Raw genomic sequence first — 26,044 nt, forward strand, 5'->3', positions numbered from 1 at the left:
TGCCGGCACCGGCGCACCGGTCTCCGCGGCCGAAGGCGCCCGGGGAGGCCCCCGCGGCTCCGGCCCGGCCCGCGACGCCCGGGACGCGGGCGCCTGCGCGCCGCCACCTTCCCGGCAGCGCAAGCGCCGCCGCGGCAGCGCCCGCTTCGCCGGGATGGTCGAAGGCGACCTCCCGCCTGCCCCCGCACCCGGCCCCGACGTGCCGGACGCCCCCGCCGCGGCACAGGAGGGCGGGCGCACACCGCGGGGCGCACGGTTCGCCGGCGCCGCGCAGGAGACGGGAGAGGAGCCGGCCGCACCGGTCGAACCGCCGGATCCGGCGGCGGGGGAGGAGGTCGCCGCGGTCGTGGCGCAACTGGTGCGGCTGCGCACCCAGGGCCGCAGCGGCGAGGCCCACGCCCTGCTGGTGGAGGCTGCGCACTGGCCCGCCGCCCGCTTCCCGATGCTGGCCGCCGAACTCCAGCACGCCGGACTCGGCGCCGACTGGGCGACCCTGCTCTGGGAGGCCGTCTCACTGCCCGCCGCCCACCTGGTCGCCGCCGCGAGCGCGCTGGTCGCCGCCGGTCGCGACACCGACGGGCAGCAGATGCTGCGCCAGGGCGTGGTGCGCCCGGCCGCCGAGATCGGCGAGGCCCTCCGGGTGCTCGCCGCCGAGGGGCGCCGGCGTGAGATCCGTGCCCTGCTCGACGCCTACGTCCGCGTCCGCACCCCCGAGGAGGCCGTCCGCAGTGCGGCCGTGGACCCGCCGCTGATCGTGCCGCTGCTGTTGCGTGCCGCGCAGGACGTCTCCGACGAACGGCACTGGGACCTCGTGCACGCCCTGCGCGTCGCCGGCCTCGCCACCTGAAACACCCGAACGGACGCGACGATGGTCTTGGCAAGCCCGTCGCCGAGGCTTACGTTCGACCCTCTACGGCCTGCTCTACGGGCGTAGAGGCTCTGACGTCGCGTCGAAGGAGCAGCTCATGGCCAACGTCGTACGTGCCGCACTGGTCCAGGCCACCTGGACCGGCGACACCGAGTCCATGGTGGCGAAGCACGAGGAGCACGCCCGCGCGGCGGCACGCCAGGGCGCACAGGTCATCGGCTTCCAGGAAGTCTTCAACGCCCCCTACTTCTGTCAGGTCCAGGACGCGGAGCACTACGGGTGGGCAGAGCCGGTGCCGGACGGGCCGACCGTACGCCGGATGCAGGATCTGGCCCGGGAGACCGGCATGGTGATCGTCGTGCCGGTGTTCGAGGTGGAGCAGCCGGGGTTCTACTACAACACGGCGGCCGTCATCGACGCCGACGGCGCGTATCTCGGCAAGTACCGCAAGCACCACATCCCCCAGGTCGAGGGCTTCTGGGAGAAGTACTACTTCCGTCCCGGCAACCTCGGCTGGCCGGTGTTCGACACCGCCGTCGGCAAGGTGGGCGTGTACATCTGCTACGACCGTCACTTCCCCGAGGGCTGGCGGCAACTCGGCCTGAACGGCGCCCAACTGGTCTACAACCCGTCCGCCACCCACCGCGGCCTGTCCGCGCACCTGTGGCGGCTGGAGCAGCCCGCCGCGGCCGTCGCCAACGAGTACTTCGTCGCCGCGATCAACCGCGTCGGCCGCGAGATCTACGGCGACAACGACTTCTACGGCACCAGCTACTTCGTCGACCCGCGCGGTCAGTTCGTCGGTGACACCGCCTCCGACACCACGGAGGAACTCCTCGTCCGCGAGCTGGACTTCGGCCTCATCGACGACGTGCGGCAGCAGTGGGCCTTCTACCGCGACCGCCGCCCCGACGCCTACGAAGGGCTGGTGCGCCCGTGAACGACCTCTACACCCGCCACCGCGGGGTGATGCCCGACTGGCTCGCCCTCTACTACGACGAACCGATCGAGATCACCCACGGCGAGGGCCGGCACGTCTGGGACGCCGACGGCAACCGGTACCTCGACTTCTTCGGCGGCATCCTCACCACGATGACCGCACACGCCCTGCCCGAGGTGACCAAGGCGGTCGGCGAGCAGGCCGGGCGGATCATCCACTCCTCGACCCTGTACCTCAACCGGCCGATGGTCGAACTCGCCGAACGCATCGCCCAGGTGAGCGGCATCCCGGACGCCCGGGTGTTCTTCACGACCTCCGGTACCGAGGCCAACGACACCGCCCTGCTGCTGGCGACGACGTACCGCCGCAGCAACACCGTCCTGGCGATGCGCAACAGCTACCACGGCCGCTCGTTCAGCGCGGTCGGCGTCACCGGCAACCGCGGCTGGTCGCCCACCTCGCTGTCCCCGCTCCAGACGCTGTACGTGCACGGCGGCGTGCGCACCCGCGGCCCGTACGCGCACCTCGACGACGCCACGTTCGTCGAGGCCTGCGTCGAGGACCTGACGGACCTGCTCGGCCACACCCGCCGCCCGGCCGCGCTGATCGCCGAACCCGTCCAGGGCGTCGGCGGTTTCACCTCCCCGCCGGACGGCTTGTACGCCGCCTTCCGCGACGTGCTGAACGACCGCGGCGTGCTGTGGATCTCCGACGAGGTGCAGACCGGCTGGGGCCGCACCGGTGACCATTTCTGGGGCTGGCAGGCGCATTCCCGCAGCGGACCTCCGGACATCGTCACCTTCGCCAAGGGCGTCGGCAACGGCATGTCCATCGGCGGCGTGATCGCCCGCTCCGAGATCATGAACTGCCTGGACGCCAACTCCATCTCCACGTTCGGCGGCACGCAGATCACCATGGCGGCCGGGCTCGCCAACCTCGCCTACCTGCTCGAACACGACCTGCAGGGCAACGCCCGGCGCGTCGGCGGCCTCCTCATCGAGCGGCTGCGGGCCGTCGCCGCCCAGGTGCCCGCCGTGCGGGAGGTGCGCGGACGCGGGCTGATGATCGGCATCGAGCTGGCGCGGCCCGGAACGGACGAGGCGGACCCGCAGGCGGCGTCCGCGGTGCTGGAGGCCGCACGCTCCGGCGGCCTGCTCATCGGCAAGGGAGGCGGCCACAACACCAGCGCCCTGCGGATCGCCCCACCGCTCTCCCTCACCGTCGCGGAGGCCGAGGAGGGCGCGGCCGTCCTCGAACAGGCCCTGAGGAGCATCCAGTAGCACGGCACCGAGCAGGGGAACACGCCATGACCACCACCTTGGAGCCCTTGGAACCGGCCCTGTCCGTGCGGCAGGTGCTCAACCTCGAACGGGTGCTCGCCGGGGAGCCCGAGGTGGTGGCCGGCGCGGGACAGCTCGACCGGCCCGTGCGCTGGGTCCACGTCGCCGAGGCCGCCGACGTCGGTGTGATGCTCAGTGGCGGCGAGATGATCCTCACCACCGGTGTGCTGCTCGCCGGCGACGAGGACAAACAGGCCGAGTACGTCCGCTCCCTGTACCGCGCGGAGGCCGCGGCCGTCGTCCTCGGCCTCGGCCGGGCGTTCCCCACCGCGCCGGACGCGATGCGCCGCGTGGCCGAGCGGTGTGGGCTGCCCATGGTCGTCCTGCACCGGCCCTTCCCCTTCGCCGAGCTGACCGAGGAGGTGCAGTCCCGCCTGGTGCGGCGGAAGTTCGCGGCCGTCAGCCTGTCGGAGGCCGTCCGCACCGCCCTGAACGGCCTCATCACCGCGGGAGCCCCGCTCCAGGGGCTCCTCGACGAGGTCGCCCGGTACAGCGGCTGCCCCGTCGTGGTCACCAACCTCGCCCACCGGGTCCTGGCGACCGCGGGCGAGCGCTCCGCCGTCGACGACGTGCTGCGCGACTGGGAACGCATCGCACGCCAGGCCGGCGGCAGCGAGGGCGACGGCTGGGTCCGCGCCGAGTTGGGCGGGCGCGGGGAGAGCTGGGGCCGGATCCTGCTGTGCGGCCACCGCGGCGACACGGCCGTGGGCCGGCTCCTCGCCGACCGCGCCGCCGAGGCCCTCGTACTGCACCGGATGCTCGGCGGCTCGGGCGCCACCTGGGAGGAGCAGTCCGCGCAGAGCCTGCTGACCGACCTGGTCTCCGGGGTCGTGCCGGCCCGGCAACTGCTGCCGCGGGCCCGAGCCGCCGGGCTGCCGGTCAACCGGCGCACCTTCGTCCCGCTCGTGGTCCGCGGCGCCGACCCCGCCCGGCTCGACCGTGTGCTGCGCATGGTGGGCCTGCCCGGCCTGGTCGCCGAGCTCGCGCCCGGGGCGACCGCCGTCCTGCTCAGCCTCGCCCGCGACCAGGACGCCGCGGCGCTCGCCGCCCACCTCGCCACCCGGCTGCGCTCCGAGGCGGACCTGGGGACGGCCGTGGTCGCCGCCGCCGACCCGCGCACGGCCTGGGACGAGGTGCCCGCCGGCCTGCGCGAGGCCCGGCACGTCGCCGACGCCGTCGCCGACTCGGCACCCGCCCTCGACCTGCCGGCCGTCGTCCGTCTCAGGGACGTCCACCTGCGCGGCCTGGTCCGCCTGCTGCGTGACCACCCGCACGTGCAGTCCTTCGCCGAGCGCGAACTGGACGGGCTGCTGCGCGCCACCGACCAGGACCTGCTGGGCGTGCTGCGCACCTACCTCGCCACCGGCCGCAACAAGTCCCGCACCGCCCAGCTCCACCACGTCTCCCGGCCCGCGCTCTACCGGCGCCTGGAGGCGATACAGGCCCGGCTCGGTGTGGACCTCGACGACTTCGAGCAGGCCGCCTCGGTCCACATCGCGCTCCTCGCACACGACGCGCAACAGCGGTGAAACCTCCGACGATCGGGAACACGGCGGTGAAACATGGGCCGACGCAGGCGTGACACGCTGCCACGCACAGCGCCCGCAGACGTGACACCGTGCAACTCAAAGACGCCGTACGGACTTTCTAGGCTCACCGCACCACACCGAGCGAGTGGAGACCTCGATGAGCCAAGTGATCCGTGCCGCCCTGTTCCAGACCGCCTGGACCGGCGACAAGGAGTCGATGATCCAGGTCCACGAGCGGGCGGCCCGCGACGCGGCGGCGCAGGGCGCCCAAGTGCTGTGCTTCCAGGAGCTGTTCTACGGGCCGTACTTCTGCCAGGTCCAGGACCCGGCGTTCTACGAGTACGCCGAGCGGATTCCCGAGGGCCCGATCGTGCGCCGCTTCCAGGCCCTGGCGAAGGAGCTGGGGATCGTCCTCGTGCTGCCGATGTACGAGGAGGAGCAGCCGGGCGTGCTGTACAACACCGCCGCCGTCATCGACGCCGACGGCTCCTACCTCGGCAAGTACCGCAAGACGCACATTCCGCAGGTCAAGGGTTTCTGGGAGAAGTTCTACTTCCGTCCCGGCAACAGCGGCTGGCCGGTCTTCGACACGGCCGTCGGGAAGATCGGCGTCTACATCTGCTACGACCGTCACTTCCCGGAGGGCTGGCGGGCCCTCGGCCTCGCGGGCGCCGAGATCGTCTTCAACCCCTCGGCCACCTCGCGCGGACTGTCCGGCTACCTGTGGCAGCTGGAGCAGCCGGCGGCGGCCGTCGCCAACGAGTACTTCGTCGGCGCGATCAACCGGGTCGGGGTGGAGGAGCTGGGCGACAACGACTTCTACGGCACCTCGTACTTCGTCGACCCGGAGGCCCAGTTCGTCGGTGAGGTGGCGAGCGACAAGGAGACCGAACTCGTCGTCCGCGACCTGGACCTGGCCAAGTTGCGCGAGGTCCGCGACCGCTGGCAGTTCTACCGGGACCGCGCGCCGGGCGCCTACGCGCCGCTGACCGCGCCCTGAGCACCACCCCGTACCCCCTGCACCCCGCGTACCCGCCGTACCTCCCGTACGCACGACCGGAAGGAGAGGGAACATGAGCCGTACCGTCATCCGTGGTGGCCTCGTCATCACCGCGTCCGACGAGATCCACGCCGACGTCCTGATCGAGGACGGCCGCATCGCCGCCCTCGCCGCCTCCGGCACCCCGGCCGCCGAGGCCTGGACGGCCGACCGGGTCATCGACGCCACCGGGAAGTACGTCGTCCCCGGCGGCGTCGACGTCCACACCCACATGGAGCTGCCGTTCGGCGGCACGTTCGCGTCCGACACCTTCGAGACCGGAACCCGGGCCGCGGCCTGGGGCGGCACCACGACCATCGTCGACTTCGCCGTGCAGAGCGTCGGCCGCTCCCTGCGCGACGGCCTGGACACCTGGCACGCCAAGGCCGAGGGAAACTGCGCCATCGACTACGGCTTCCACATGATCGTCTCCGACGTCAACGCGGAGACCCTCAAGGAGATGGACCTGCTGGTCGAGGAGGGCGTCACGTCCTTCAAGCAGTTCATGGCCTACCCGGGCGTCTTCTACAGCGACGACGGCCAGATCCTGCGCGCCATGCAGCGCTCCGCCGAGAACGGCGGCCTGATCATGATGCACGCGGAGAACGGCATCGCCATCGACGTCCTCGTCGAGCAGGCGCTCGCCCGCGGCGAGACCGACCCCCGCCACCACGGCGAGGTCCGCAAGGCCCTGCTGGAGGCCGAGGCCACCCACCGCGCCATCCGCCTCGCCCAGGTCGCCGGGGCGCCGCTGTACGTCGTGCACGTCTCGGCGAGCGAGGCGGTCGCCGAACTGGCCCGGGCGCGCGACGACGGGCTCAACGTCTTCGGGGAGACCTGCCCGCAGTACCTGTTCCTGTCCACCGACAACCTCGCCGAACCCGGTTTCGAGGGCGCCAAGTACGTCTGTTCCACCCCCCTGCGTCCCCGGGAGCACCAGGCCAGGCTGTGGCAGGGCCTGCGGACCAACGACCTCCAGGTGGTCTCCACCGACCACTGCCCGTTCTGCTTCGTCGGCCAGAAGGAGCTCGGCCGCGGTGACTTCTCGAAGATCCCCAACGGCCTCCCGGGCGTCGAGAACCGTATGGACCTGCTGCACCAGGCCGTCGTCGACGGGCACATCGGCCGGCGCCGCTGGATCGAGATCGCCTGCGCCACCCCGGCCCGGATGTTCGGTCTGTACCCCAAGAAGGGCACCATCGCCCCGGGCGCCGACGCCGACGTCGTCGTCTACGACCCGCACGCCGAACAGGTGATCTCCGCCGGGACCCACCACATGAACGTCGACTACTCGGCGTACGAGGGCAAGCGTGTCACCGGCCGCGTCGAGACCGTCCTCTCGCGAGGCGAACCCGTCATCACCGAGCGCGAGTACACCGGGCGCGCCGGCCACGGCGCCTACACCCCGCGCTCCACCTGCCAGTACCTCCACTAACCCCCACCAGGAGCGGCGCCCATGGACTTCGGACTCGTCCTGCAGACCGACCCGCCCGCCTCCCGCGTCATCAGCCTGATGCAGCGGGCCGAACGCAACGGCTTCACCCACGGCTGGACCTTCGACTCCGCCGTGCTGTGGCAGGAGCCGTTCGTGATCTACAGTCAGATCCTCGCCCGGACCGAGCGACTGGTCGTGGGTCCCATGGTGACCAACCCGGGCACCCGGACCTGGGAGGTCACCGCCTCCACCTTCGCCACCCTCAACGACATGTTCGGCAACCGGACCGTGTGCGGCATCGGACGTGGTGACTCCGCGATGCGCGTCGCGGGCCGCAAACCCAACACACTGGCCCGCATCAGCGAGGCCATGAAGGTGATCCGCGCCCTCGGCAGCGGCCGGGAGGCCGACCTCGGCGGCACCACCATCCGCTTCCCGTGGACCAAATCGGACGCGGCACTGCCGGTGTGGATGGCGGCCTACGGTCCCAAGGCACTGAAGATGACCGGCGAGGAGGCCGACGGCTTCATCCTCCAGCTCTCCGACCTGTATCTGACGCGGTACATGGTGAAGGCCGTCAAGGACGCCGCCGTCGCCGCCGGCCGCGACCCGTCCGAGGTGACGATCTGCGTCGCCGCCCCGGCCTACGTCACCGACGACGACTCGCCCGCCGCGCTCGCCCACGCCCGGGAGCAGTGCCGCTGGTTCGGCGGGATGGTCGGCAACCACGTCGCCGACCTGGTCGCCAAGTACGGCGAGCACTCCTCCCAGGTGCCCGACGAACTCACCGCGTACATCAAGGCACGCCAGGGCTACGACTACGCCCACCACGGACGCAGCGGCAACCCGGACACCGCCTTCGTGCCGGACGAGATCGTCGACCGGTTCTGCCTGATCGGGCCCGTGGAGCGGCACATCGAGAAGCTGAACGCCCTGCGCGAGCTGGGCGTCGACCAGTTCGCCGTGTACGACATGCACGACGCGCAGGAAGCCGTCATCGACGCCTACGGGCAGCAGGTCATCCCCGCCGTCAACACCTGACCCCCGCACGGCTCCGGCACACCCGCCACCCCCCAGCCCTTGGTCGCCCCTTCCCGCCGCCGCGGGAAGGGGCCGGTGCCCGCACGGCCACTTCCGACCCACCTCACCTGATGGGGCTGCCATGACCGACACCGCTCCCACCGCGACACCCCCGGCCACCCAGGTCACCCTCCCCGACGGGCGGGTGGAGCTCGCGCCCGGCTCCGCCGGCCCGAGCGGTCCGTACGCCAACGAGGACCTGCTGCCGGTCCCCGTCGAACGGCGGACCTGGACGACGTACAACTTCTCCGCGCTGTGGGTCGGCATGGCCCACAACACCGCCTCATGGACCCTCGCCTCCGGTCTGATCGCCGTCGGCATGGACTGGAAGCAGGCGGTGCTCACCATCGCCCTCGCCAACGTCATCGTGCTGGTGCCGATGCTCCTCACCGGGCACGCGGGACCCAGGTACGGCATCCCCTTCCCGGTCTTCGCCCGTGCCTCCTTCGGCATCCGCGGGGCCAACCTGCCCGCGGTCGTCCGGGCGTTGGTGGCCTGCGGCTGGTTCGGCATCCAGACCTGGATCGGCGGCGAGGCCATCTACTTCCTCGCCGGCAAGCTCATCGGCGCCGGCTGGAGCGACGCCGCGAGGATCGGCGGGCAGGCCTGGACCATGTGGCTGTCGTTCGCGCTGTTCTGGGCGCTCCAGGTCGCGATCATCTACCGCGGCATGGAGACGATCCGCCGCTTCGAGAACTGGGCGGCGCCCTTCGTGCTCGTCGGCGCCTTCGTGATGCTGTGGTGGATGAGCAGCAGGGCCGGCGGTCTGGGCCCGCTGTTCGACCAGCCCTCGCGACTGGGCTGGGGCGCCGACTTCTGGAAGCTGTTCTGGCCCTCCCTGATGGGCATGATCGGCTTCTGGTCGACGTTGTCGCTGAACATCCCCGACTTCACCCGCTACGGCCGCAGCCAGAAGGCCCAGACCTGGGGCCAGGCGCTCGGCCTGCCGACCACCATGACCCTCTTCGCGTTCCTGTCGGTGCTGGTCACCTCCGGCTCGCAGGCGGTGTACGGCGAGCCGGTCTGGGACCCGGTTCAGCTCGCGGCGAAGACGGACAACACGGTGGGCCTGCTGTACGCGCTGGTGACCGTGCTGGTCGCCACCCTGTCGGTGAACATCGCCGCGAACCTGGTCTCACCGGCGTTCGACTTCTCCAACATCGCGCCCCGCAGGATCAGTTTCCGCACCGGCGCCCTGGCCACCTGCGTCCTCGGCGTGCTGATCTTCCCCTGGAAGCTGTACGCCGACCCGCAGGGCTACATCTTCACCTGGCTCGGCCTGGTCGGCGGCCTGCTGGGCACCGTCGCCGGCATCCTCATCGCCGACTACTGGCTGCTGCGCCGCACCCGGCTCGACCTCGTCGACCTGTACCGCACCGGGGGCCGCTACTGGTACCGGGGCGGCTGGAACTGGCGGGCCGTGGCCGCCTTCGTCACCGGAGGCGTCCTCGCGGTCGGCGGCGCGAGCTTCCGGCCGCTGGTCGACGGCCGTCCGATCCCGGTGCTGGAACCGCTCGCCGACTACGGCTGGGCGGTCGGGCTGGGCACGTCGCTGGTGCTCTACCTGCTGCTGATGGCGACCCGCCGGAGCAGGGAGGCGGCCGCCTGACGCGGGGCACCGAGGGCCGGGGGAGAACCCCGTCGGCGACTGGGGAGGGACCGGCCCTACCGGTCCTTCCCCAGTGCCGCCACGGCCTCCTTCGCCGCCTTGATGGCACCCTTGTTGATCTCGTCCGTCCCCGGCGCCTTCTTCGACTCGAAGTCGCTGCCGTTGTACGTCACCACGACCAGGGCGTTGTCGGCGCGCGCGATGACGACACCCTCCCGGGTCTGCTGCTTGTCCTCGGTGGTGAGGTTCACGACGGAGTAGGCCTCGTCACCGAGCCCCGGGACCGCGCCGCCCCCGCTCTTCTCCGTGATGCGGTCCAGGTACGACCTGTGCGCGTAGTCCGCCGAGTCGGTGATGTCGAACGTCACGTCGAGCCAGCGGTAGTCGTAGCCCTTGAGGGCGTTCCAGGTGCACGTGCGGCGCGTCGTCCGGTCCGTGGACGGTATCTCCTTGCCGGCCGTCTTCGCGCCCGGCACCAGCGTCCCGACCGTCTTCTCGCCCACACCCTGGCAGGGGGCGGGGGCGGTCGTGTACGTCTTCGACGCCGCGGACGCCGACGGGGCGGAGGGCGACTGCGTGGCCGTCCTCGTGGGAGCGGGCTCCCGCCCGGCGGCCGGCGCCGGGGCGAGCGGGCCGGAGGACAGGGCCCAGCCGACCGTGGCGAGCACGGCGACCGGGGACAGGCGCGCGGTCAGAGTGAGCGGCAGGGGAAGAGATCGCACGGCGCACTTCTCGTGGGGGAGGGCTGCGGACCCCGTCCATGGTGCGGACGGGACGACAGTGTCACACGAGTCCGTGTGGTGCGGAAGGGTCAACTCGCTCCGTGCCCGCGTGGTCACGCAGCAGTTCCGGGGGCGCGGTCCGCCGCCCTGGTCCGACGCCCGCGCGACGACCGGTGTGTCCGGGGTCCGCCCGCGGGAGCGGCCGCGGCACCGGGCGGCCTGCCGCCGCCTGCCCGTGGTCGGCCCAACCGGGCGTGTGGGGTGAGGAGTCGGGCGGCCGTGCCCCGACGCCCCGGATTCCACGGCCGGGCCGCGGTTGCCGCGGAGTGTGCGGGGCGGCGGCCCGTGCGGGGACCCTGCGGGGCAGAGCCCGGGCCCGAACTCCCCTGAGTCTCACCGGACTCGATCCCGGGCGCGGAACCGACCGCCCGACGTGGGGTGGCTGTCAGGTGACAGCCCGAACGGCCACCACCCGCCGCACCCTCCGGCTCGCCCTGCGGGGCCGGGTCCGCGGCGGGTCCCGACCCGCGAGGCGCGGAGGGCGCCGCCGCAGAGCCCGCTGTTCACGCCGATTCCACCGGGTGTCCACGGTCCCGGTGGGGATTGTCAGTGGCGCGTGCTCTCATGGAGGGGTGATCAAGAACAGCGAAACCATCGACGAGTTTCTCGCCCGCCACTCGGCCGACGTGGAGGAGGCGGTGCGCACGGCCGCCGCGGCCGAGATCATGCCCCGCTTCCGGCGGCTCGCCGCGCACGAGATCGACGAGAAGAGCGGTCCGCACGACCTGGTGACCGACGCCGACCGCCGGGCCGAGCTCTACCTCACCGAGGCGCTCAGCGCACTGCTGCCCGGGTCCGTGGTGGTGGGAGAGGAGGCCGTGCACGCCAACCCCCTGTCGTACGAGGCGATCCGTGGCGAGGCTCCGGTCTGGATCGTCGACCCGGTGGACGGGACGCGGCAGTTCGTGCACGGCGACGACGGCTTCTGCACCCTGGTCGCCCTGGCCCAGGGCGGCGTGGTCCGCGCGTCGTGGACGTACGCCCCGGCCCGCGGCCAACTCGCCGTCGCTGTACGGGGCGGCGGCGCCCACCTCGACGGGCAGCGGCTGTTCGCCGGGCCGCCGGAACCAGGCCGCGACCTGCGCGTGGCCACCTCCCACCCCGACTACACCACCGACGAGCAGAAGCGCGCCCTGCTCGGCCTGCGCGTCCCCGGCGTCGCGCCCCGCCCCTGCGGCTCGGCCGGCCTGGAGTACCTCGCCGTGGCCCGCGGGGAGTCGGACGCCACCGCGTTCTCCTGGGAGGCCGCCTGGGACCACGCGGCTGGCCTGCTGCTGGTGGAGGAGGCCGGCGGCGCCCACCTCACCGTCACCGGCCGGCCGTTCCGCATCACCGGCGGCAACGACCTGCCCTTCACCGCGGCCCGGGACGCCGCCACGGCCCGCCAGATCGCGGCGCTCCTGGCGGGCGGCGGCGCCTGAGGCCCCGGATGCGGCTCAACCGCGGCCCGGGGGCACCGGGGCCGGCCGGTGTGCCGGCCCCGGCCGGGCCGCGGGGAGGCACGTGGCCCCTGCGCGGCGCAACACCGCGTGGCCGTGGCCGCGCGCCGGGGACGTGCCACGCGCACACCCGCCCCCGAGCCCTTCCGGCCCCCCGGCCTATCCTGATGTCCTGAGGCAGGCCGTCGGCTGACGAAGGAGTCCGAAGGTGCCGTCGATGCTCGATGCAGTCGTGGTGGGTGCGGGACCGAACGGCCTGACCGCTGCCGTGGAGCTGGCCCGCCGTGGCTTCTCCGTCGCGTTGTTCGAGGCCCGCGGCACCGTGGGCGGCGGCGCCCGCACCGAGGAGCTGACGCTGCCCGGCTTCCGCCACGACCCCTGCTCCGCCGCGCACCCCCTGGCCGTCAACTCGCCCGCGTTCCGCGCCATGCCACTGCACCGCTACGGCCTGGAGTGGCTGCACGCCGAGCTCCCGATGGCGCATCCGTTCGCCGACGGCGGTGCCGCCGTGCTCTCCCGCTCGGTCGCCGAGACGGCCGCCTCCTTCGGCCCGCGCGACGCGGGCGCCTACCGCAGGCTCGTGGAGCGGTTCCTGCCCCGGTGGGACACCCTGGCCCGGGACTTCATGTCCCTGCCACTGACCGCGCTCCCGCGCGACCCGGTCACCCTCGCCCGTTTCGGGCTGGCCGGCCTGCCCCCCTCCACCTGGCTCATGCGCCGCTTCAAGGACGAGCGGGCCCGGACGCTCTTCGCCGGCCTCGTCGCCCACGCCATGGCCCCATTGAACGGGATCGCGACGGGTGCCGTCGGCCTCGTCTTCGCGCTCGCCGCACACGCCCGAGGCTGGCCCGTCGCCCGCGGCGGCTCACAGTCCGTCTCCGACGCCCTCGCCGCCTACCTCACGGACCTCGGCGGCAGCATCCACACCGACTACGAGGTCAAACGCCTGGACGACCTGCCGCCGGCCCGCGCCTACGTCTTCGACACCTCACCCACCGCCCTGGCCCGCATCGCCGGCCTCGGCCGCACCTACGAGGGCTTCCGCTACGGCCCCGGCGTCTTCAAGATCGACTACGCCCTGGACGGTCCCGTCCCCTGGACCGCGCCGGAGGCCCGAGCCGCCGGCACCGTGCAGATCGGCGCGAACAGCGCGGAGATCGGCACCGCGCTGCGCGCCGTCTCCCGCGAGGGCCGGGCCCCCGTCAGACCGTTCCTGATCACCGTGCAGCCCAGCGTCGTCGATCCCACCCGCGCCCCCGACGGCAAGCACGTCTTCTGGGCCTACGGGCAGGTCCCCCACGGCTGGACCGGCGACCTCACCGACGCCGTCGAACGCCAGCTGGAGCGCTTCGCGCCCGGCTTCAGGGACCGCGTCCTCGCCCGCGCCACCATGGGCCCGGCCGAACTCGCCACCCGCAACGCCAACTACGTCGGAGGCGACATCGCCACCGGCGCCGTCTCCGGCCTGCAGATCCTGCTGCGCCCCAGACCGACCCTGTTCCCGTACAGCACGCCGCACCCCGCCGTCTTCATCTGCTCCTCCGCCACCCCACCCGGCCCCGGCGTGCACGGGATGTCCGGCCACAACGCCGCGAAGGCGGTGTGGAGGAGGCTGATGCGGCCATGACCGCCATCACGCTCGTACAAGGCGACATCACACGGGAGAGCGTCGACGCGATCGTCAACGCGGCCAACTCCTCCCTCCTGGGCGGCGGCGGAGTCGACGGCGCCATCCACCGCCGCGGCGGCCCCGCCATCCTCGAGGAGTGCCGCAGGCTCCGCGCCGCACGGTACGGCGGGGGCCTGCCCACCGGACAGGCGGTCGCGACCACCGCCGGTGCCCTGGACGCCCGCTGGGTCATCCACACCGTCGGACCGGTGTACCGGAGGTCGGGCGCCGAACCGGGTCTGCTCGCCTCCTGCTACCGGGAGTCGCTCAAGGTGGCCGACTCCCTCGGAGCACGCTCCGTCGCGTTCCCGGCCATCTCCACCGGCGTGTACCGGTGGCCGATGGACGACGCGGCCCGCATCGCGGTGGAGACGGTGCGGGGCACGGAGACCGCGGTCGAGGACGTCAGGTTCGTACTGTTCGACGAGCGGGCGTTCAGGGCTTTCGCCGAGCAGGTCCACAAGCAGCAACGCGGCGGTGAGGGCCCCCTTTCGCCAGGGTCCCGATGACCGCGCCGCAGGGAGCGGCACCTGAAGCAGGCGCCGCCTCCCCGCCCGGCCGCGGCCCCTCGCTGCGGCCGGCCCGGGCCACCGGTGGCCCGGGCGTCGTCCCGCCGAACCGGACGGGCTGACCGCAGCCCCTCGGGCAGGCTCCGGGAGCGAACCGGGACGCCTGACGACACGCTCGCGCGGAAGGACGTACTCCGCCCAGCGGCAGGCCGCGGGGCCGGCGGACCGAGGGCCGGGCCGGAGCTGGTGGGGCGCGCGTCCGGGGCAGCCGCGCCGGACGGGGACACCAGCCATGATCGCCGTTCTCATCACGCCACAGCTATGTGGGCTGCGTACATGAGCTTCCTCCCAGTTGCGGCGTGCAACACCATGTCCGCAGCGGTTCAGGGCTCCTACCGTCCCATCCGTCAGTAACGGCGCCGCCTCCGACGTCCGCCGCGGATGTGCCGTACGACCAGGGCACGGACCGGCACCGGGGGCGGCCACCACGTTCCGGGAGCCGGTCAGATGTCCACGATGTCCGCGAACACCGCACACCCACGCCGCATCTCCACCCTCGCCGCGGGCACCACCCTCGCGGTCGTCGCCCTTCTCGCCGCAGGCTGCGCCGAGCCCGGGACCGCCGGCTCCACCATCGGCGGCGATGCCGAGGGGACCGCCCCCGTCAAGGTCGGCGTCGTGTACTCCAGGACCGGCCCGCTCGCGGCCTACGGCAAGCAGTTCATCGAAGGGTTCCGGGCCGGCCTCGACCACGCCACCCACGGAACCGGCGAGGTCGACGGACACCCCGTCGAGGTCGTCGAGCGCGACGACGCCGGAGACGCCACCAAGGCCGTCGCCGCGGGCAAGGACCTGATCGGCAAGGGCGCGAAGATCATCACGGGCAGCACGGACTCCGGCATCGCCCTGCAGATGGCTCCGCTCGCCGCCCAGAACAAGGTGCTGTTCATCGACGGCCCGGCCGCCACCGACGCCCTCACCGGCATCAACAGGTACACCTTCCGCGCCGGCCGCCAGTCCTACCAGGACACCCTCACCGCCGCCGCGATGCTCGGCGACGCCAAGGGCAAGAAGATCACCGTGCTGGCCCAGGACTCCACCTTCGGCCAGGCCAACGTCGCCGCGGTGAAGGCGGTCCTGGGCAAGGAGGGCGCCCGGGTCTCCTCCGTGCTCGCCCCGCCGAGCGCCACCGATCTGACGCCGTTCGCCCGCCAGGTCGAGGCCGCCCGGCCCGACCTGGTCTTCGTGGCCTGGGCCGGCTCCACCGCCCCCGCCCTGTGGACCGCCCTGGACCAGCAGGGCGTGCTGTCCTCCTCGAAGGTCACCACCGGCCTGGCCGGCACCGCCTCCTACCCGGTCTTCGGGGCGGGCGGCGAGAAGATCACCTTCCTGGCGCACTACTTCGCCGGCGCGGCGGGAACCGACACCGAGAAGGCGATGGACGAGGCGGTACGCCAGGCGGGCGGTACGCCCGACCTGTTCACCCCGGACGGCTTCACCGCCGCCCAGATGATCGTGCACGCCGTCGAGGGCGGCGCCACCGACACCGACGCCATGGTGAGGTCCCTGGAGGGCTGGACGTTCGACGGGGTCAAGGGCCGGCAGCAGATCCGCGCCGCGGACCACGCCATGCTCCAGCCGATGTTCCAGGCCAGGCTCCACGGCAGCGGCCCCGCCGCCCGGCCCGAACTGGTCAGGGCGTTGCCGATGGGCGAGGTCGCCCCGCCCGTGAACCCCCTGGCGGGCCGACCCGTGACCGGCGCATCCCCGCACACCGGGCGCGAGTCCGGCACGACGGCGGACGGCTCCGCCGTCCTCGCCCTGGACTCCGTCGGGTGGACCGTCGGCGGGGCGACCATTCTCTCGGACGTCACCCTCGACGTCCAGGAGGGCGAGTTCCTCGCTTTCATCGGACCCAACGGTGCCGGCAAGACCTCGCTGTTCAACCTGGTCAGCGGCCTGGTGCCGGCCACCGCCGGGAGGGTCGCCCTCGACGGCAGGGACATCACCCGCGACGCCCCGCACGCCCGTGCGCGGCGCGGCCTCGGGCGCACCTTCCAGACGTCGAGCCTGTGGCCCGCCATGAGCGCCGCCGAGCACGTCCGCCTCGCCGCCCAGGCGGCCGACGGCGGCTCGTACCGGATCTGGCGGCGCGCCCCGCGCTACGGCGACCGGGTCGACGACGTGCTGGCCCGCACCGGTCTGGCACACCGGGCCGACGTGCCCGCCCGGTCCCTCTCGCACGGCGAGAAGCGGAAGCTGGAACTCGCCGTCCTGCTGGTCGGCGAGCCGCGGCTGATGCTGCTGGACGAGCCGATGGCCGGTGTCAGCGCCGAGGAGGTACCCACCCTGACCGAACTCATCCGCACCCTGCACCGCGACGAGGGCCGCACCGTGCTCATGGTCGAGCACCACATGGACGTCCTGCTGGGCCTGGCCGACCGGCTCGCCGTGATGCACCACGGCAGCCTGCTCGCGCTGGACACCCCCGAGGCCGTCGTGGCCGACGCCACCGTCCAGCAGGCCTACCTGGGGGAGGCCCTGTGAGCCCCGACCGGACGGCCGGGGCCGTCACCGACCGCCGCCCCGCCCGGGACGCCGCGCCGCTGCTGACCGTCCGCGGCCTGCGCGTCCTGATCGGCGCGCGGCACATCCTGCACGGCGTCGACCTCGACGTCGCCGGACAGGGCGTCACCGCCCTCCTCGGCCGCAACGGCGCGGGCAAGACCACCACCGTACGCGGCGTGCTCGGTCTGGTGCCGCGCACCGGCAGCGTGTGCCTGGACGGCGAGGAGACCGTGGGCCTTCCCACGCACGCCCTGGTCCGCCGGGGCATCGGTTACGCCCCCGAGGACCGGGGTGTCTTCGGCGGACTGACCGTCGAGGAGAACCTGCGCCTGGCCGAACGCCCGGGCGGCGAACCGGACTACGCCCTCGTCCACGAACTCTTCCCCGAACTGCCGCGGCGCGCCGGGCAGCCGGCCGGCACCCTCTCGGGAGGCCAGCAGCAGATGGTGGCCATCGCCCGCACGCTCCTCAACGGCAACAGGCTGATCATCGCCGACGAGCCGACCAAGGGCCTCGCCCCGAAGGTCGTCACCGAGGTCACGCAGGTGCTCGAACGCGCCGCCGAGGCCGTACCGGTGCTGCTCGTCGAACAGAACCTGGCCGTGGTCCGCCGGCTCGCCACGCACTGCGTGGTGCTCGCCGACGGCCGAACCGCCCACCAGGGGCCCGCCGGCGACCTGTTGCACGACCCCGGGGCCACCCGCCGTCTGCTCGGCGTCGGCCGCGCACCCGCGCCCGCCGGTCCCCTCGCCGTCCCGATCCACCCGCCGGCGGCGGACACCGGGACGTCTCCGGGCCGGCGGTCCGACCACGGGGAGGCCGACGCCTGATGGACACCGTCGTCCTGCTCACCCTGACCGGCCTCGGTCTCGGCGCGCTGTACTTCCTCGTCGCCGCCGGCCTGTCGCTCATCCTCGGCCTGATGGACGTGCTGAACTTCGCGCACGGAGCACTGCTGTCCGTCGGCGCCTACGCCACGTGGTGGGCCGCCTCCGGCCGCCTGCCCGGCGCTGGATCCGGCGGTCCCGGGTTCGTTCTCGCCGTCGCGTTCGGCGTGGCCGTCGGCACCGCCGCGGCGGTCCTGCTCGAACTGGGCATCGTGCGGCCCCTGTACACGCGGCCGCGCGAGCAGGTCCTGGCCACCGTCGGCGTGTCGCTGGCCGTGCCCGCCCTGCTGTCGGGGATCTGGGGCTCCGACGCGCTGACCTTCCCCGGGCCCGAGGCGCTCCGGGCCACCGTCGGCCTGTTCGGCGCACGGATCCCGGCCAACCGGTTCGTGCTGATCGGCGCGGCCGTGCTGGTGTGGACGGGTCTGAAACTGTTCCTCGACCGCACTCGGCACGGCCTGGTGGTCCGCGCGGGCGTGGAGGACCGGGCGATGGTGACCGCGCTCGGTATCGACGTCCGCCGGGCGTTCACCCTCGTCTTCGCCATCGGCGGTGCCGCCGCCGCGCTCGGCGGGGCGCTGGGCGGCCTGTACTTCGGCTCGGTCGACCCCGGGCAGGGCACCTCGCTGCTGATCTTCGCCTTCGTGGTCGTCGTCACCGGCGGCATGGGGTCGGTGACCGGCGCGGCCGTCGCATCCGTCGTCATCGGCCTCGTCCAGCAGTTCGCCAACTACTATGCAGCCGCCGGACTCGGTGACCTCGCCGTCGTCGTGCTGCTCGCCGCCCTGCTGCTGGTACGCCCGCACGGTCTCACCGGGAGGCTCGCATGAGCATCGTCACCGATACCGATACCGATACCGGTGCCCGGGCCGCCGTCGGCACCGGGCGGTCCGCCGCGGGCCGCGTGGGGCGTCTGTGGCCCGTGGGCCTGTTCGCCCTGCTGTTCCTCCTGCCGTACAGCGCCGTCGAGCTGCCCGGCCTGCTGGACGGGCCCCTCGGCAGTCCCGGAAGCCTCCAACTCCTCGCGCTGTGCCTGCTGTTCGGCTCACTGGCGACCGGCTACGACCTGCTCCTGGGCCGTACCGGACTGCTGTCCTTCGGGCATGCCCTGTACTTCGCGGCGGGCAGTTACGCCACCAACACCGTGATGCGGGAGGCGGGACTGCCCTTCGGCCCGTCCGCCGTCCTCGGCCTGGCCCTCGGCGTCACTCTCGCGGTGCTCCTCGGCTCGGTCAGCCTTCGGGTCACCGGCATCGGCTTCTCGATGGTGACGCTGGCGTTCGCGCAGGCCGCCGCCATCCTGGTGGCCCGCGACCCGGGTGGCTTCACCGGTGGCGAGGAGGGCCGCGCCGTCGCCGCTGACCGGCTGCCGGCCGCGTTCGTCGGCATCGAGAACACCGCCACCCTGTACTGGATCACCCTCGCGTTCCTCGCCCTGACCCTCGCGGTCGTGCACTGGACGGCCCGCTCGCCGACGGGCCGGGTCTGGGAGGGCATCAAGGAGAACGAGCGCCGGGTCGAGGTGCTGGGCCTGCGCCCGTACGGATTCAAGCTGGTGGCGTTCACCGTGGCGAGCGGCCTGGCCGCACTGGGCGGCATCGTGCACCTGCTGCTGACCGGCGGCTCCACGCCGCACACCACCAGTTCCCAGTTCACCCTGTCGCTGCTGGTGATGGTGGTCCTCGGCGGCTCGGGCACGCGCTGGGGCCCGATGCTGGGCGGCATCCTCTACACCTGGGCCGGCCAGCGTCTCGGCGACGTCGCCGACTCGGCGGTCGTCGCGGATCTGCCCGCCGTGCTGCGCGTCCCGCTCAGCCAGCCGCTGTTCCTGCTCGGTGTCCTCTTCGTGGTCGTCGTCAACGTGCTGCCGGGCGGGCTCGCCGCGCTGCCGGACCGCATCCGCAACGCGCGGGCCGCACGCCGCGGCACCCGGGGCGACGGCGGTCGCGGGCGGCGGAACGCCCGGCCCGGGCCGTCCGCCGACCGGCGCACCGGAGCGCCCGCCGACCGCACCCCCACCGCCACCGATGCCCCCGCCCACGCCGGGCACAGGGAAAGGAAGACGACGTGACCCCCTCCGACACCGCGCCCGCCGGCAGCCGCCCCGGCCCCGAGCCGCTGCCCTTCGAAGAACTCCGGGTCCCCGTGCCCGGCGGTGACCTGACCGTGCTGCGCTGGGCCGCGCCCGATCCCGCGGCGCCCACCGTGCTCGCCCTGCACGGGATCACCGCCAACGCGCTGAGCTGGGGCCCGGTCGCCCGCCGCCTCGCCGGCCGGGCCACGCTCGTCGCCCCCGACCTGCGGGGGCGTGCCGGCAGCGCGGGGCTGCCCGGACCGTACGGCATCGCCGTGCACGCCGACGACGCCGCCGCCGTCACCGAGGCGCTCGGGCTGCGCCGGCCGGTGCTGGCCGGGCACTCGATGGGCGCGTTCACGGCCGCCCTGGCCGCCGTACGCCATCCGCGGTGCTTCGGCCGGCTGCTGCTCGTGGACGGCGGGGTCGGCTTCCCGGCGCCCACGCACCTGTCGCCGGACGAACTGCTGACGGCGGTCATCGGACCGGCCATGGACCGGCTGTCGATGACGTTCCCCGACCGTGCCGCCTACCGCGCCTTCTGGCAGGCGCACCCCGCGTTCGCGCAGCGGTGGACGCCGGAGGTCGACGCGTACATCCAGCGCGACCTGGTGGGTGAGGAGCCCCGGCTGCGCTCCTCGTGCCGGGTGGAGGCCGTCCGCGCCGACGGCACCGGCCTGTTCGGCGAGGACGTCCTCGCCGCGGTGCACCGGCTGCCCGCCCCCGGCACCCTGGTCTGGGCGGAGCGGGGCCTGCTGGACGAGCCGCGGGGTCTGTACGACGCGGACCGCCTGGCCACCGCGCTCGACGGCGCCGACGTGACGGCGCTGCGAGCCCCGGACACCAACCACTACACGCTGCTCACCGGTGAGGAGGGCGCGGCACTCGTCGCCGGCCTGCTGCTGGAGGCCGCCGCGGAGCAGGACACCCCGTGACGGGCGGCGGGGCCGTCGCCGGCCCCCGGACGGTGATCGCGTTCCCGGTGCCGCACACTGCACACTGGAGGGGATGACCGAGCAGGGCGGCGCGCGGTCCCGGACGGCACTGCCGGTGTCCGCGCGGCGCCGACAGGGAGTGCGACATGACAGTCCGAACCGAGCGGGCCGTACTGGCGGGCGGCTGCTTCTGGGGCATGCAGGACCTGATCCGCAAGCAGCCAGGAGTGGTGGCCACCCGCGTCGGCTACACCGGGGGAGACACCCCCCACGCCACGTACCGCAACCACGGTGACCACGCCGAGGCCATCGAGATCCTCTACGACCCCGCGGCCACGGGCTACCGGGAACTGCTGGAGTTCTTCTTCCAGATCCACGACCCGACCACCCGGGACCGTCAGGGCAACGACATCGGCCGCAGCTACCGCTCCGCCGTCTTCTACACCGGCGACGACCAGCGCCGGATCGCGCTGGACACCATCGCGGACGTGGAGGCGAGCGGGCTGTGGCCGGGCAAGGTGGCCACCGAGGTCGAGCCGGTGGGTGACTTCTGGGAGGCCGAGCCGGAGCACCAGGACTACCTGGAGCGCTATCCGAACGGCTACACCTGCCACTTCCCGCGCCCGGACTGGAGGCTGCCGAGGAGGGCCGCCACGGCTGCGGAGTGACGGGCCGGGCCCCGGCAGGCCGGGGCCCGCTCGGCTCCTGAGGAAGCCGACGAGGTCCGCGTCGACCCCCTCGCCTCCCCGGCGACCGTCGCGATGCCGTGCGAGCCGCCCCCGTGCACCTTCTGGACGGCGCCGGGGGCGATGCGGGCGTCTCGCGCGCCGTGGCGCCGATCGGCACCATCGTCGTCGTGCGCGATCAGCGTCGGTACGTCGAACTCCTCCGGGTCCTCGTGGAGGTTCGTGTGCCCCGGAGGCGTCCACGCAGTCGGCGCCGCCCTGGACGGTCTGGTACACGGCTCAGGCGTCGCCGCTGAGCGGCCGTCCGTGGAGGCGGACCGCGGGGCGTCCGATGCTGCCCCGGTCCCTGGAGAGGATCTCGACGCCGTCGCGCGTGGTGCAGTGGGGCAGGTCCGGTTCTCCTCGGGCAGGGGAGGGCGAGGGGGAGCGGTCGCGGTCCGTGGCGCGACCGCTCCCTCCCAGCCGGGATGCACGAGTCCCGCATCCGGGGCGTCAGATCATCAGGAACGCACAAACTCCGACAGGATCATTGCCTTGTGTTTGCCCCGGTCCTAGGGTGTGCCTGTCTCGGTAGCCGTTCCCGCACCAGCGGTTACCTCATTCTCGGCATGTGCGCGCTCTCGTTCGAAATATCAACAATTTCGAAATACAAACAGCACTGAACACAATCCGACGCACCTCAGTCCGTGCAGCCCACGGGCGTCACGAGGAAGGCCACGGCCATGCCGCACCCGCACGCGTCCCGGCCCGCACCTGCCGGACGGGCCCCCGTCAGCCGCCGCCGGCTCCTGGAATCGTCGGCCGCCGTCCTCGGCGCTCTCGCCCTGTCCGGACCTCCGGGGCGGGCGCACGCGGCAGAACCCGAGGACGCGGCGGCCGGGCCGCCGGAGTGGAACGCACGGATGGACGTCTTCGAGGTGGGCACCGAGCCCCCGCACACCACCCTCATGCCGTACCCGGACCTCGCGCACGCCCTGGCCGCCGACCGCACCGCGTCGCCGTACCGGCTCGGCCTCGACGGCACCTGGAGGTTCGCGTACGCCGACCGTCCCGCCGACCGGGACCCCGACTTCCACCGCACCGACCTCGACGACAGCGGCTGGGAGACCATCCCCGTCCCCTCCGTGTGGCAGCTGCACGGCCACGACTTCCCCATCTACGTCAACGTCACCTACCCCTACTGGGGGCCCAACGGCCACGGAGAGGACCCCCAGCCGCCCGCGGCGCCGACCCGCTACAACCCCGTCGGCCAGTACCGGCGCACCTTCACCGTCCCGGAGGACTGGGCCGGCCGCCGCACCTTCCTGCACTTCGAGGGCGTCAAGTCCGCGCACTACGTGTGGATCAACGGCCGGCTCGCCGGTTACCACGAGGACTCGTTCACCCCCGCCGAGTACGACGTCACCGACCACCTGCTCCCGGGCGCCAACCAGATCGCCGTCGAGGTCTACCGCTACTGCGACGGCGACTGGCTGGAGGACCAGGACATGATCCGGCTGAGCGGCATCTTCCGCTCGGTCTACCTGTACTCCACCCCACCCGTGCACCTGCGCGACTTCACCCTCGTCACCCCCCTGGGCGACGGCTACCGCAGCGCCGAGCTGTCGGTCACCGCCAGTGTGCGCGCCTACGGCGACCGCCCCGGCGGCCGGTACACCGTCGACACCATGCTGTACGACGCCGCCGGGCACCCCGTCTGGCCCCGCCCCCTCGTGCAGCCGGCCGACGTGCCCGACGGCGATGAGCGGACCGTGCGAGCCGTCCGCGCCGTGCCCTCACCGAGACTCTGGTCGGCCGAGGACCCCTACCTCTACACCGCCGTCCTCCAACTGCGCGACCCCGCCGGCCAGGTCACCGAGACCCTCTCGCACCGCGTCGGTCTGCGCGAGTTCGCCCTCCGGGACGGCCTGATGCGCATCAACGGCAGGCCCGTCTCCCTGCGCGGCACCAACCGCCACGAGATGCATCCCGACCGCGGCACCGCGCTCACCCGCGCCGACATGGTCGAGGACATCACCCTCATCAAGCGGATGAACATGAACTCCGTCCGCACCTCCCACTACCCCGACAACCCCCAGTGGCTGGAACTCGCCGACGAGTACGGCCTCTACCTCGTCGACGAGACCAACCTGGAGACCCACGGCATCCGCAGCCGGTACCCCGGCGACCACCCGGAATGGACCGCCGCCTGCCTGGCCCGCGCCAGGAACATGGTGCACCGCGACAAGAACCACGCCTCGGTCGTCATCTGGTCGCTGGGCAACGAGGCCGGCGGCGGCAGCACCTTCGTCGCCCTGCACGACTGGATCCGCTCGTGCGACCCCACCCGCGTCATCCAGTACGAGGGCGACGACCGCCCCGGTATCAGCGACATCCGCTCCGCGATGTACGAGAGCCCGGCACGCGTGGCGCAGCGCGCCGCGGACACCTCCGACACCCGGCCCTATGTCATGATCGAGTACGCCCACGCGATGGGGAACTCGTGCGGCAACCTCACGGAGTACTGGGACCTCGTCCGGCGCCACGCCGTGCTCCAGGGCGGCTGGATCTGGGACTTCGCCGACCAGTCCCTGCGCCGGCCCACCCCCGCGCGCACCCTGCTCACCGAGACCGGTCCCGTCCGCCTGCGCGGCGAGATCATCGCCGCCGCGGGCACCTTCGACCGCACGCGGGGCCTGTCCGGCGCCACGGTCTTCGCCCGCGACCCGCGTCTGGACCTCACCGGCTCCCTCACCCTGGAGGCGTGGATCACCCCGCGCTTCACCGGCTACCACCAGCCGATCATCGCCAAGGGCGACACCCAGTACGCGCTGAAGCAGACCGGCGGCGAACTGGAGTTCTTCATCTACGGCGGCAGCGGCTGGATCAGCGCGAGCTGGTCCCTGCCCGGGAACTGGACCGGCACCGAGCACCACGTCGCAGGCGTCTTCGACGCCGCCGCGGGCACCCTGACGCTGCACGTCGACGGCGTGGTCAGGGCCACCCGCACCACCACGAGCCGGCCGAGCGGCAACACCGCCCCGCTCTCCCTCGCCGTCGACGCGGACACCATGACCCGCGAGTTCAGCGGTACCGTCCGCCGAGCCCGGGTGTATGCCCGCGCCCTCGGCGCCGCCGAGCTGGCCGACACCGGCCGCGGTCCGGACGGCGACGGCGTCCGCTTCTGGTTCGACGCGGCCACCGCCCAACTCACCCGGAAGCAGCCCGAGGAGGAGACCTTCCTCTCCTACGGCGGCGACTGGGGCGACAACCCCAACGACGGCAACTTCGCCGCGAACGGCATCGTCACCGCGGACCGCGGCCACACCGGCAAGGCCGCCCAGATCAAGCGGATCTACCAGGCGATCGGCGCCGCCTGGGCGGCACAGGACGACCGCACGGTGCGGCTCACCAACGAGCACCTGTTCACCAACCTCCGCGACTTCGACGGCACCTGGACCCTGGTCGCCGACGGACAGACCCTGCACAGGGGAGAGCTGACGCGCCGCCAACTGGAAGTGACTCCGCTGTCCGCCAAGGACGTCACCGTCCCCCTGCAACTGCCCGCGGACCCGGCGTCCGGCACCGAGTACTTCCTCGAACTCTCCTTCGCCCTCCGCGAGTCCACCCCGTGGGCGAAGGCGGGCTTCGAGGTGGCGCGGTCACAGCTCCCGCTCGTCGCCGCCGGCCCGGCCGTCACCGCCGTGCCGCTGCGGAGCGTCCCCGCGCTCCGGTACGAGGACGGCGGCACCGCCGTCACCGTCACCGGCCAGGACTTCGGCGTCACCGTCGACCGGCGCACCGGCGCCATCACCTCGTACCGGGCGAGGGGCCGTGACCTGATCGTTTCCGGCCCCGCCCCCAACTTCTGGCGGGCGCCCACCGACAACGACCACGGCAACGGGCAGCACACCCGCAACCGGACCTGGCGCGACGCGGGCGCCCGCCGCACCGTCACCTCCGTCACCGTGCGCGCCCTGCTCGACCGCGCGGTGCGGATCGAGGTGGCCGGAACCCTGCCGACGACCGTCACCTCGACGTACACCACCACCTACACGGTGTTCGGCAACGGCGAGATCCGCGTGGACAACACCCTGCATCCCGGGGCGGCGAGCCTGCCGTACATCCCGGAGGTCGGCACCCTGCTGTTCCTGCCCGGCCGGCTGGAGCACCTGCGCTACTACGGACGCGGCCCCGAGGAGAACTACCGGGACCGCAACGACGGCACCGACGTGGGCCTGTGGTCCGGCACCGTCTCGGGGCAGTGGACCCCCTACATCCGCCCCCAGGAGAACGGCAACAGGACGGACGTGCGGTGGCTGGCCCTCACCGACGGCGGCGGCAGCGGTCTGCTCGTCAGCGGGGAGCCGCTGATCGAGGTCAACGCCTCCCACTTCACCCCGGAGGACCTCTCCCTCGCCGCCCGCCACGACTACCAGCTCGAACCCCGCGAGGAGGTCGTCCTCCGGGTCAACCACCGGCAGATGGGTGTCGGCGGCGACAACAGCTGGGGGGCCCAGACCCACGACGCGTACAAGCTCTTCGCGGACCGCGACTACGCCTACACCTACCGGCTGCGGCCCCTCGCGGACCTGGCCGAGGCGACGGCGGCGTCGAGGCGGCCCACGGCCGTGGACGTCGACGACTGAACCGCCGCGGGCGCGGCGCCGCGCCCG

General features: G+C 73.1%; 18 protein-coding genes and 2 pseudogenes. 19 read left to right on the forward strand and 1 reads right to left on the reverse strand.

What is annotated here, in order from left to right; all coding sequences use genetic code 11:
* The 8 genes and pseudogenes from I3F54_RS09205 to I3F54_RS09240 all read left to right on the forward strand — a co-directional run.
* Positions 1–847, forward strand: a pseudogene (locus I3F54_RS09205) (hypothetical protein); the annotation flags it as partial.
* A 118-nt stretch (positions 848–965) separates the two neighbouring features.
* Positions 966–1,808 carry a nitrilase-related carbon-nitrogen hydrolase gene (locus tag I3F54_RS09210; protein WP_240118151.1) on the forward strand — a complete coding sequence of 281 codons (843 nt, stop codon included), beginning with the start codon at positions 966–968 and terminating at the stop codon, positions 1,806–1,808.
* Positions 1,809–1,837: 29 nt separating this feature from the next.
* The gene (locus I3F54_RS09215) at positions 1,838–3,088 is read left to right on the forward strand and encodes an aspartate aminotransferase family protein (protein WP_240118320.1); all 1,251 of its coding nucleotides are present in this window, start codon (positions 1,838–1,840) and stop codon (positions 3,086–3,088) included.
* Positions 3,089–3,114: 26 nt separating this feature from the next.
* Positions 3,115–4,677 (forward strand): PucR family transcriptional regulator, encoded by a 1,563-nt coding sequence (locus I3F54_RS09220; protein ID WP_240118152.1) that lies wholly within the window; start codon positions 3,115–3,117, stop codon positions 4,675–4,677.
* Positions 4,678–4,834: 157 nt separating this feature from the next.
* A complete protein-coding gene (locus tag I3F54_RS09225; protein ID WP_240118153.1) occupies positions 4,835–5,677 on the forward strand; it encodes a nitrilase-related carbon-nitrogen hydrolase in 843 nt (280 codons plus the stop codon).
* A 73-nt stretch (positions 5,678–5,750) separates the two neighbouring features.
* Positions 5,751–7,151: a dihydropyrimidinase gene (gene hydA, locus I3F54_RS09230; protein WP_240118154.1), complete on the forward strand. Its 1,401-nt coding sequence runs from the start codon at positions 5,751–5,753 to the stop codon at positions 7,149–7,151.
* Positions 7,152–7,172: 21 nt separating this feature from the next.
* Complete coding sequence (locus I3F54_RS09235; RefSeq protein WP_240118155.1) at positions 7,173–8,192, forward strand: TIGR03842 family LLM class F420-dependent oxidoreductase; 1,020 nt, start codon at positions 7,173–7,175, stop codon at positions 8,190–8,192.
* Between the two features lie 121 nt (positions 8,193–8,313).
* Positions 8,314–9,840 (forward strand): NCS1 family nucleobase:cation symporter-1, encoded by a 1,527-nt coding sequence (locus tag I3F54_RS09240; RefSeq protein ID WP_240118156.1) that lies wholly within the window; start codon positions 8,314–8,316, stop codon positions 9,838–9,840.
* A 56-nt stretch (positions 9,841–9,896) separates the two neighbouring features.
* On the opposite strand, the gene I3F54_RS09245 is transcribed toward I3F54_RS09240, so the two are convergent.
* On the reverse strand, positions 9,897–10,562 hold the full coding sequence (locus tag I3F54_RS09245) for a hypothetical protein (protein ID WP_240118157.1): 666 nt from the start codon (positions 10,560–10,562) through the stop codon (positions 9,897–9,899).
* Positions 10,563–11,194: 632 nt separating this feature from the next.
* Here I3F54_RS09245 and I3F54_RS09250 point away from each other — a divergent pair.
* The 11 genes and pseudogenes from I3F54_RS09250 to I3F54_RS09300 all read left to right on the forward strand — a co-directional run bounded on the left by I3F54_RS09250 (position 11,195) and on the right by I3F54_RS09300 (position 26,017).
* Positions 11,195–12,043: an inositol monophosphatase family protein gene (locus tag I3F54_RS09250; protein WP_240118158.1), complete on the forward strand. Its 849-nt coding sequence runs from the start codon at positions 11,195–11,197 to the stop codon at positions 12,041–12,043.
* A gap of 235 nt (positions 12,044–12,278) precedes the next feature.
* On the forward strand, positions 12,279–13,688 hold the full coding sequence (locus tag I3F54_RS09255; protein ID WP_240118159.1) for an NAD(P)/FAD-dependent oxidoreductase: 1,410 nt from the start codon (positions 12,279–12,281) through the stop codon (positions 13,686–13,688).
* Entirely contained in the window at positions 13,685–14,239 is a 555-nt protein-coding gene (locus I3F54_RS09260; RefSeq protein ID WP_240118160.1) for an O-acetyl-ADP-ribose deacetylase, read from the forward strand. The genes I3F54_RS09255 and I3F54_RS09260 overlap by 4 nt, the downstream gene beginning before the upstream one ends.
* 516 nt (positions 14,240–14,755) lie before the next feature.
* A pseudogene (locus tag I3F54_RS09265) lies at positions 14,756–15,985 on the forward strand (substrate-binding domain-containing protein); the annotation flags it as partial.
* Positions 15,986–15,991: 6 nt separating this feature from the next.
* Entirely contained in the window at positions 15,992–16,786 is a 795-nt protein-coding gene (locus I3F54_RS09270; RefSeq protein ID WP_240118321.1) for an ABC transporter ATP-binding protein, read from the forward strand.
* Entirely contained in the window at positions 16,783–17,637 is an 855-nt protein-coding gene (locus I3F54_RS09275; RefSeq protein ID WP_240118161.1) for an ABC transporter ATP-binding protein, read from the forward strand. Before I3F54_RS09270 ends, I3F54_RS09275 begins: the two co-directional genes overlap by 4 nt.
* A complete protein-coding gene (locus I3F54_RS09280) occupies positions 17,637–18,524 on the forward strand; it encodes a branched-chain amino acid ABC transporter permease (RefSeq protein WP_240118162.1) in 888 nt (295 codons plus the stop codon). Before I3F54_RS09275 ends, I3F54_RS09280 begins: the two co-directional genes overlap by 1 nt.
* Complete coding sequence (locus I3F54_RS09285; protein ID WP_240118163.1) at positions 18,521–19,765, forward strand: branched-chain amino acid ABC transporter permease; 1,245 nt, start codon at positions 18,521–18,523, stop codon at positions 19,763–19,765. The genes I3F54_RS09280 and I3F54_RS09285 overlap by 4 nt, the downstream gene beginning before the upstream one ends.
* The gene (locus I3F54_RS09290; protein ID WP_240118164.1) at positions 19,762–20,703 is read left to right on the forward strand and encodes an alpha/beta hydrolase; all 942 of its coding nucleotides are present in this window, start codon (positions 19,762–19,764) and stop codon (positions 20,701–20,703) included. Before I3F54_RS09285 ends, I3F54_RS09290 begins: the two co-directional genes overlap by 4 nt.
* Positions 20,704–20,849: 146 nt before the next feature.
* Positions 20,850–21,371: a peptide-methionine (S)-S-oxide reductase MsrA gene (gene msrA / locus I3F54_RS09295; RefSeq protein ID WP_240118165.1), complete on the forward strand. Its 522-nt coding sequence runs from the start codon at positions 20,850–20,852 to the stop codon at positions 21,369–21,371.
* Between the two features lie 740 nt (positions 21,372–22,111).
* A complete protein-coding gene (locus tag I3F54_RS09300; RefSeq protein ID WP_240118166.1) occupies positions 22,112–26,017 on the forward strand; it encodes a glycoside hydrolase family 2 TIM barrel-domain containing protein in 3,906 nt (1,301 codons plus the stop codon).
* Positions 26,018–26,044 lie beyond the last annotated feature (27 nt).

The sequence above is a fragment of the Streptomyces sp. MUM 2J genome, from assembly GCF_022414535.1.
In the GTDB taxonomy this organism is placed as follows: domain Bacteria; phylum Actinomycetota; class Actinomycetes; order Streptomycetales; family Streptomycetaceae; genus Streptomyces.

Coding starts and splice junctions, on each gene's coding strand:
- I3F54_RS09210 (WP_240118151.1), top strand. CDS start 966: ATGGCCAACGTCGTACGTGCCGCACTGGTCCAGGCCACCTGGACCGGC.
- I3F54_RS09300 (WP_240118166.1), top strand. CDS start 22,112: ATGCCGCACCCGCACGCGTCCCGGCCCGCACCTGCCGGACGGGCCCCC.
- I3F54_RS09260 (WP_240118160.1), top strand. CDS start 13,685: ATGACCGCCATCACGCTCGTACAAGGCGACATCACACGGGAGAGCGTC.
- msrA (WP_240118165.1), top strand. CDS start 20,850: ATGACAGTCCGAACCGAGCGGGCCGTACTGGCGGGCGGCTGCTTCTGG.
- I3F54_RS09235 (WP_240118155.1), top strand. CDS start 7,173: ATGGACTTCGGACTCGTCCTGCAGACCGACCCGCCCGCCTCCCGCGTC.
- I3F54_RS09280 (WP_240118162.1), top strand. CDS start 17,637: ATGGACACCGTCGTCCTGCTCACCCTGACCGGCCTCGGTCTCGGCGCG.
- I3F54_RS09215 (WP_240118320.1), top strand. CDS start 1,838: ATGCCCGACTGGCTCGCCCTCTACTACGACGAACCGATCGAGATCACC.
- I3F54_RS09285 (WP_240118163.1), top strand. CDS start 18,521: ATGAGCATCGTCACCGATACCGATACCGATACCGGTGCCCGGGCCGCC.
- I3F54_RS09220 (WP_240118152.1), top strand. CDS start 3,115: ATGACCACCACCTTGGAGCCCTTGGAACCGGCCCTGTCCGTGCGGCAG.
- I3F54_RS09240 (WP_240118156.1), top strand. CDS start 8,314: ATGACCGACACCGCTCCCACCGCGACACCCCCGGCCACCCAGGTCACC.
- hydA (WP_240118154.1), top strand. CDS start 5,751: ATGAGCCGTACCGTCATCCGTGGTGGCCTCGTCATCACCGCGTCCGAC.
- I3F54_RS09255 (WP_240118159.1), top strand. CDS start 12,279: ATGCTCGATGCAGTCGTGGTGGGTGCGGGACCGAACGGCCTGACCGCT.
- I3F54_RS09225 (WP_240118153.1), top strand. CDS start 4,835: ATGAGCCAAGTGATCCGTGCCGCCCTGTTCCAGACCGCCTGGACCGGC.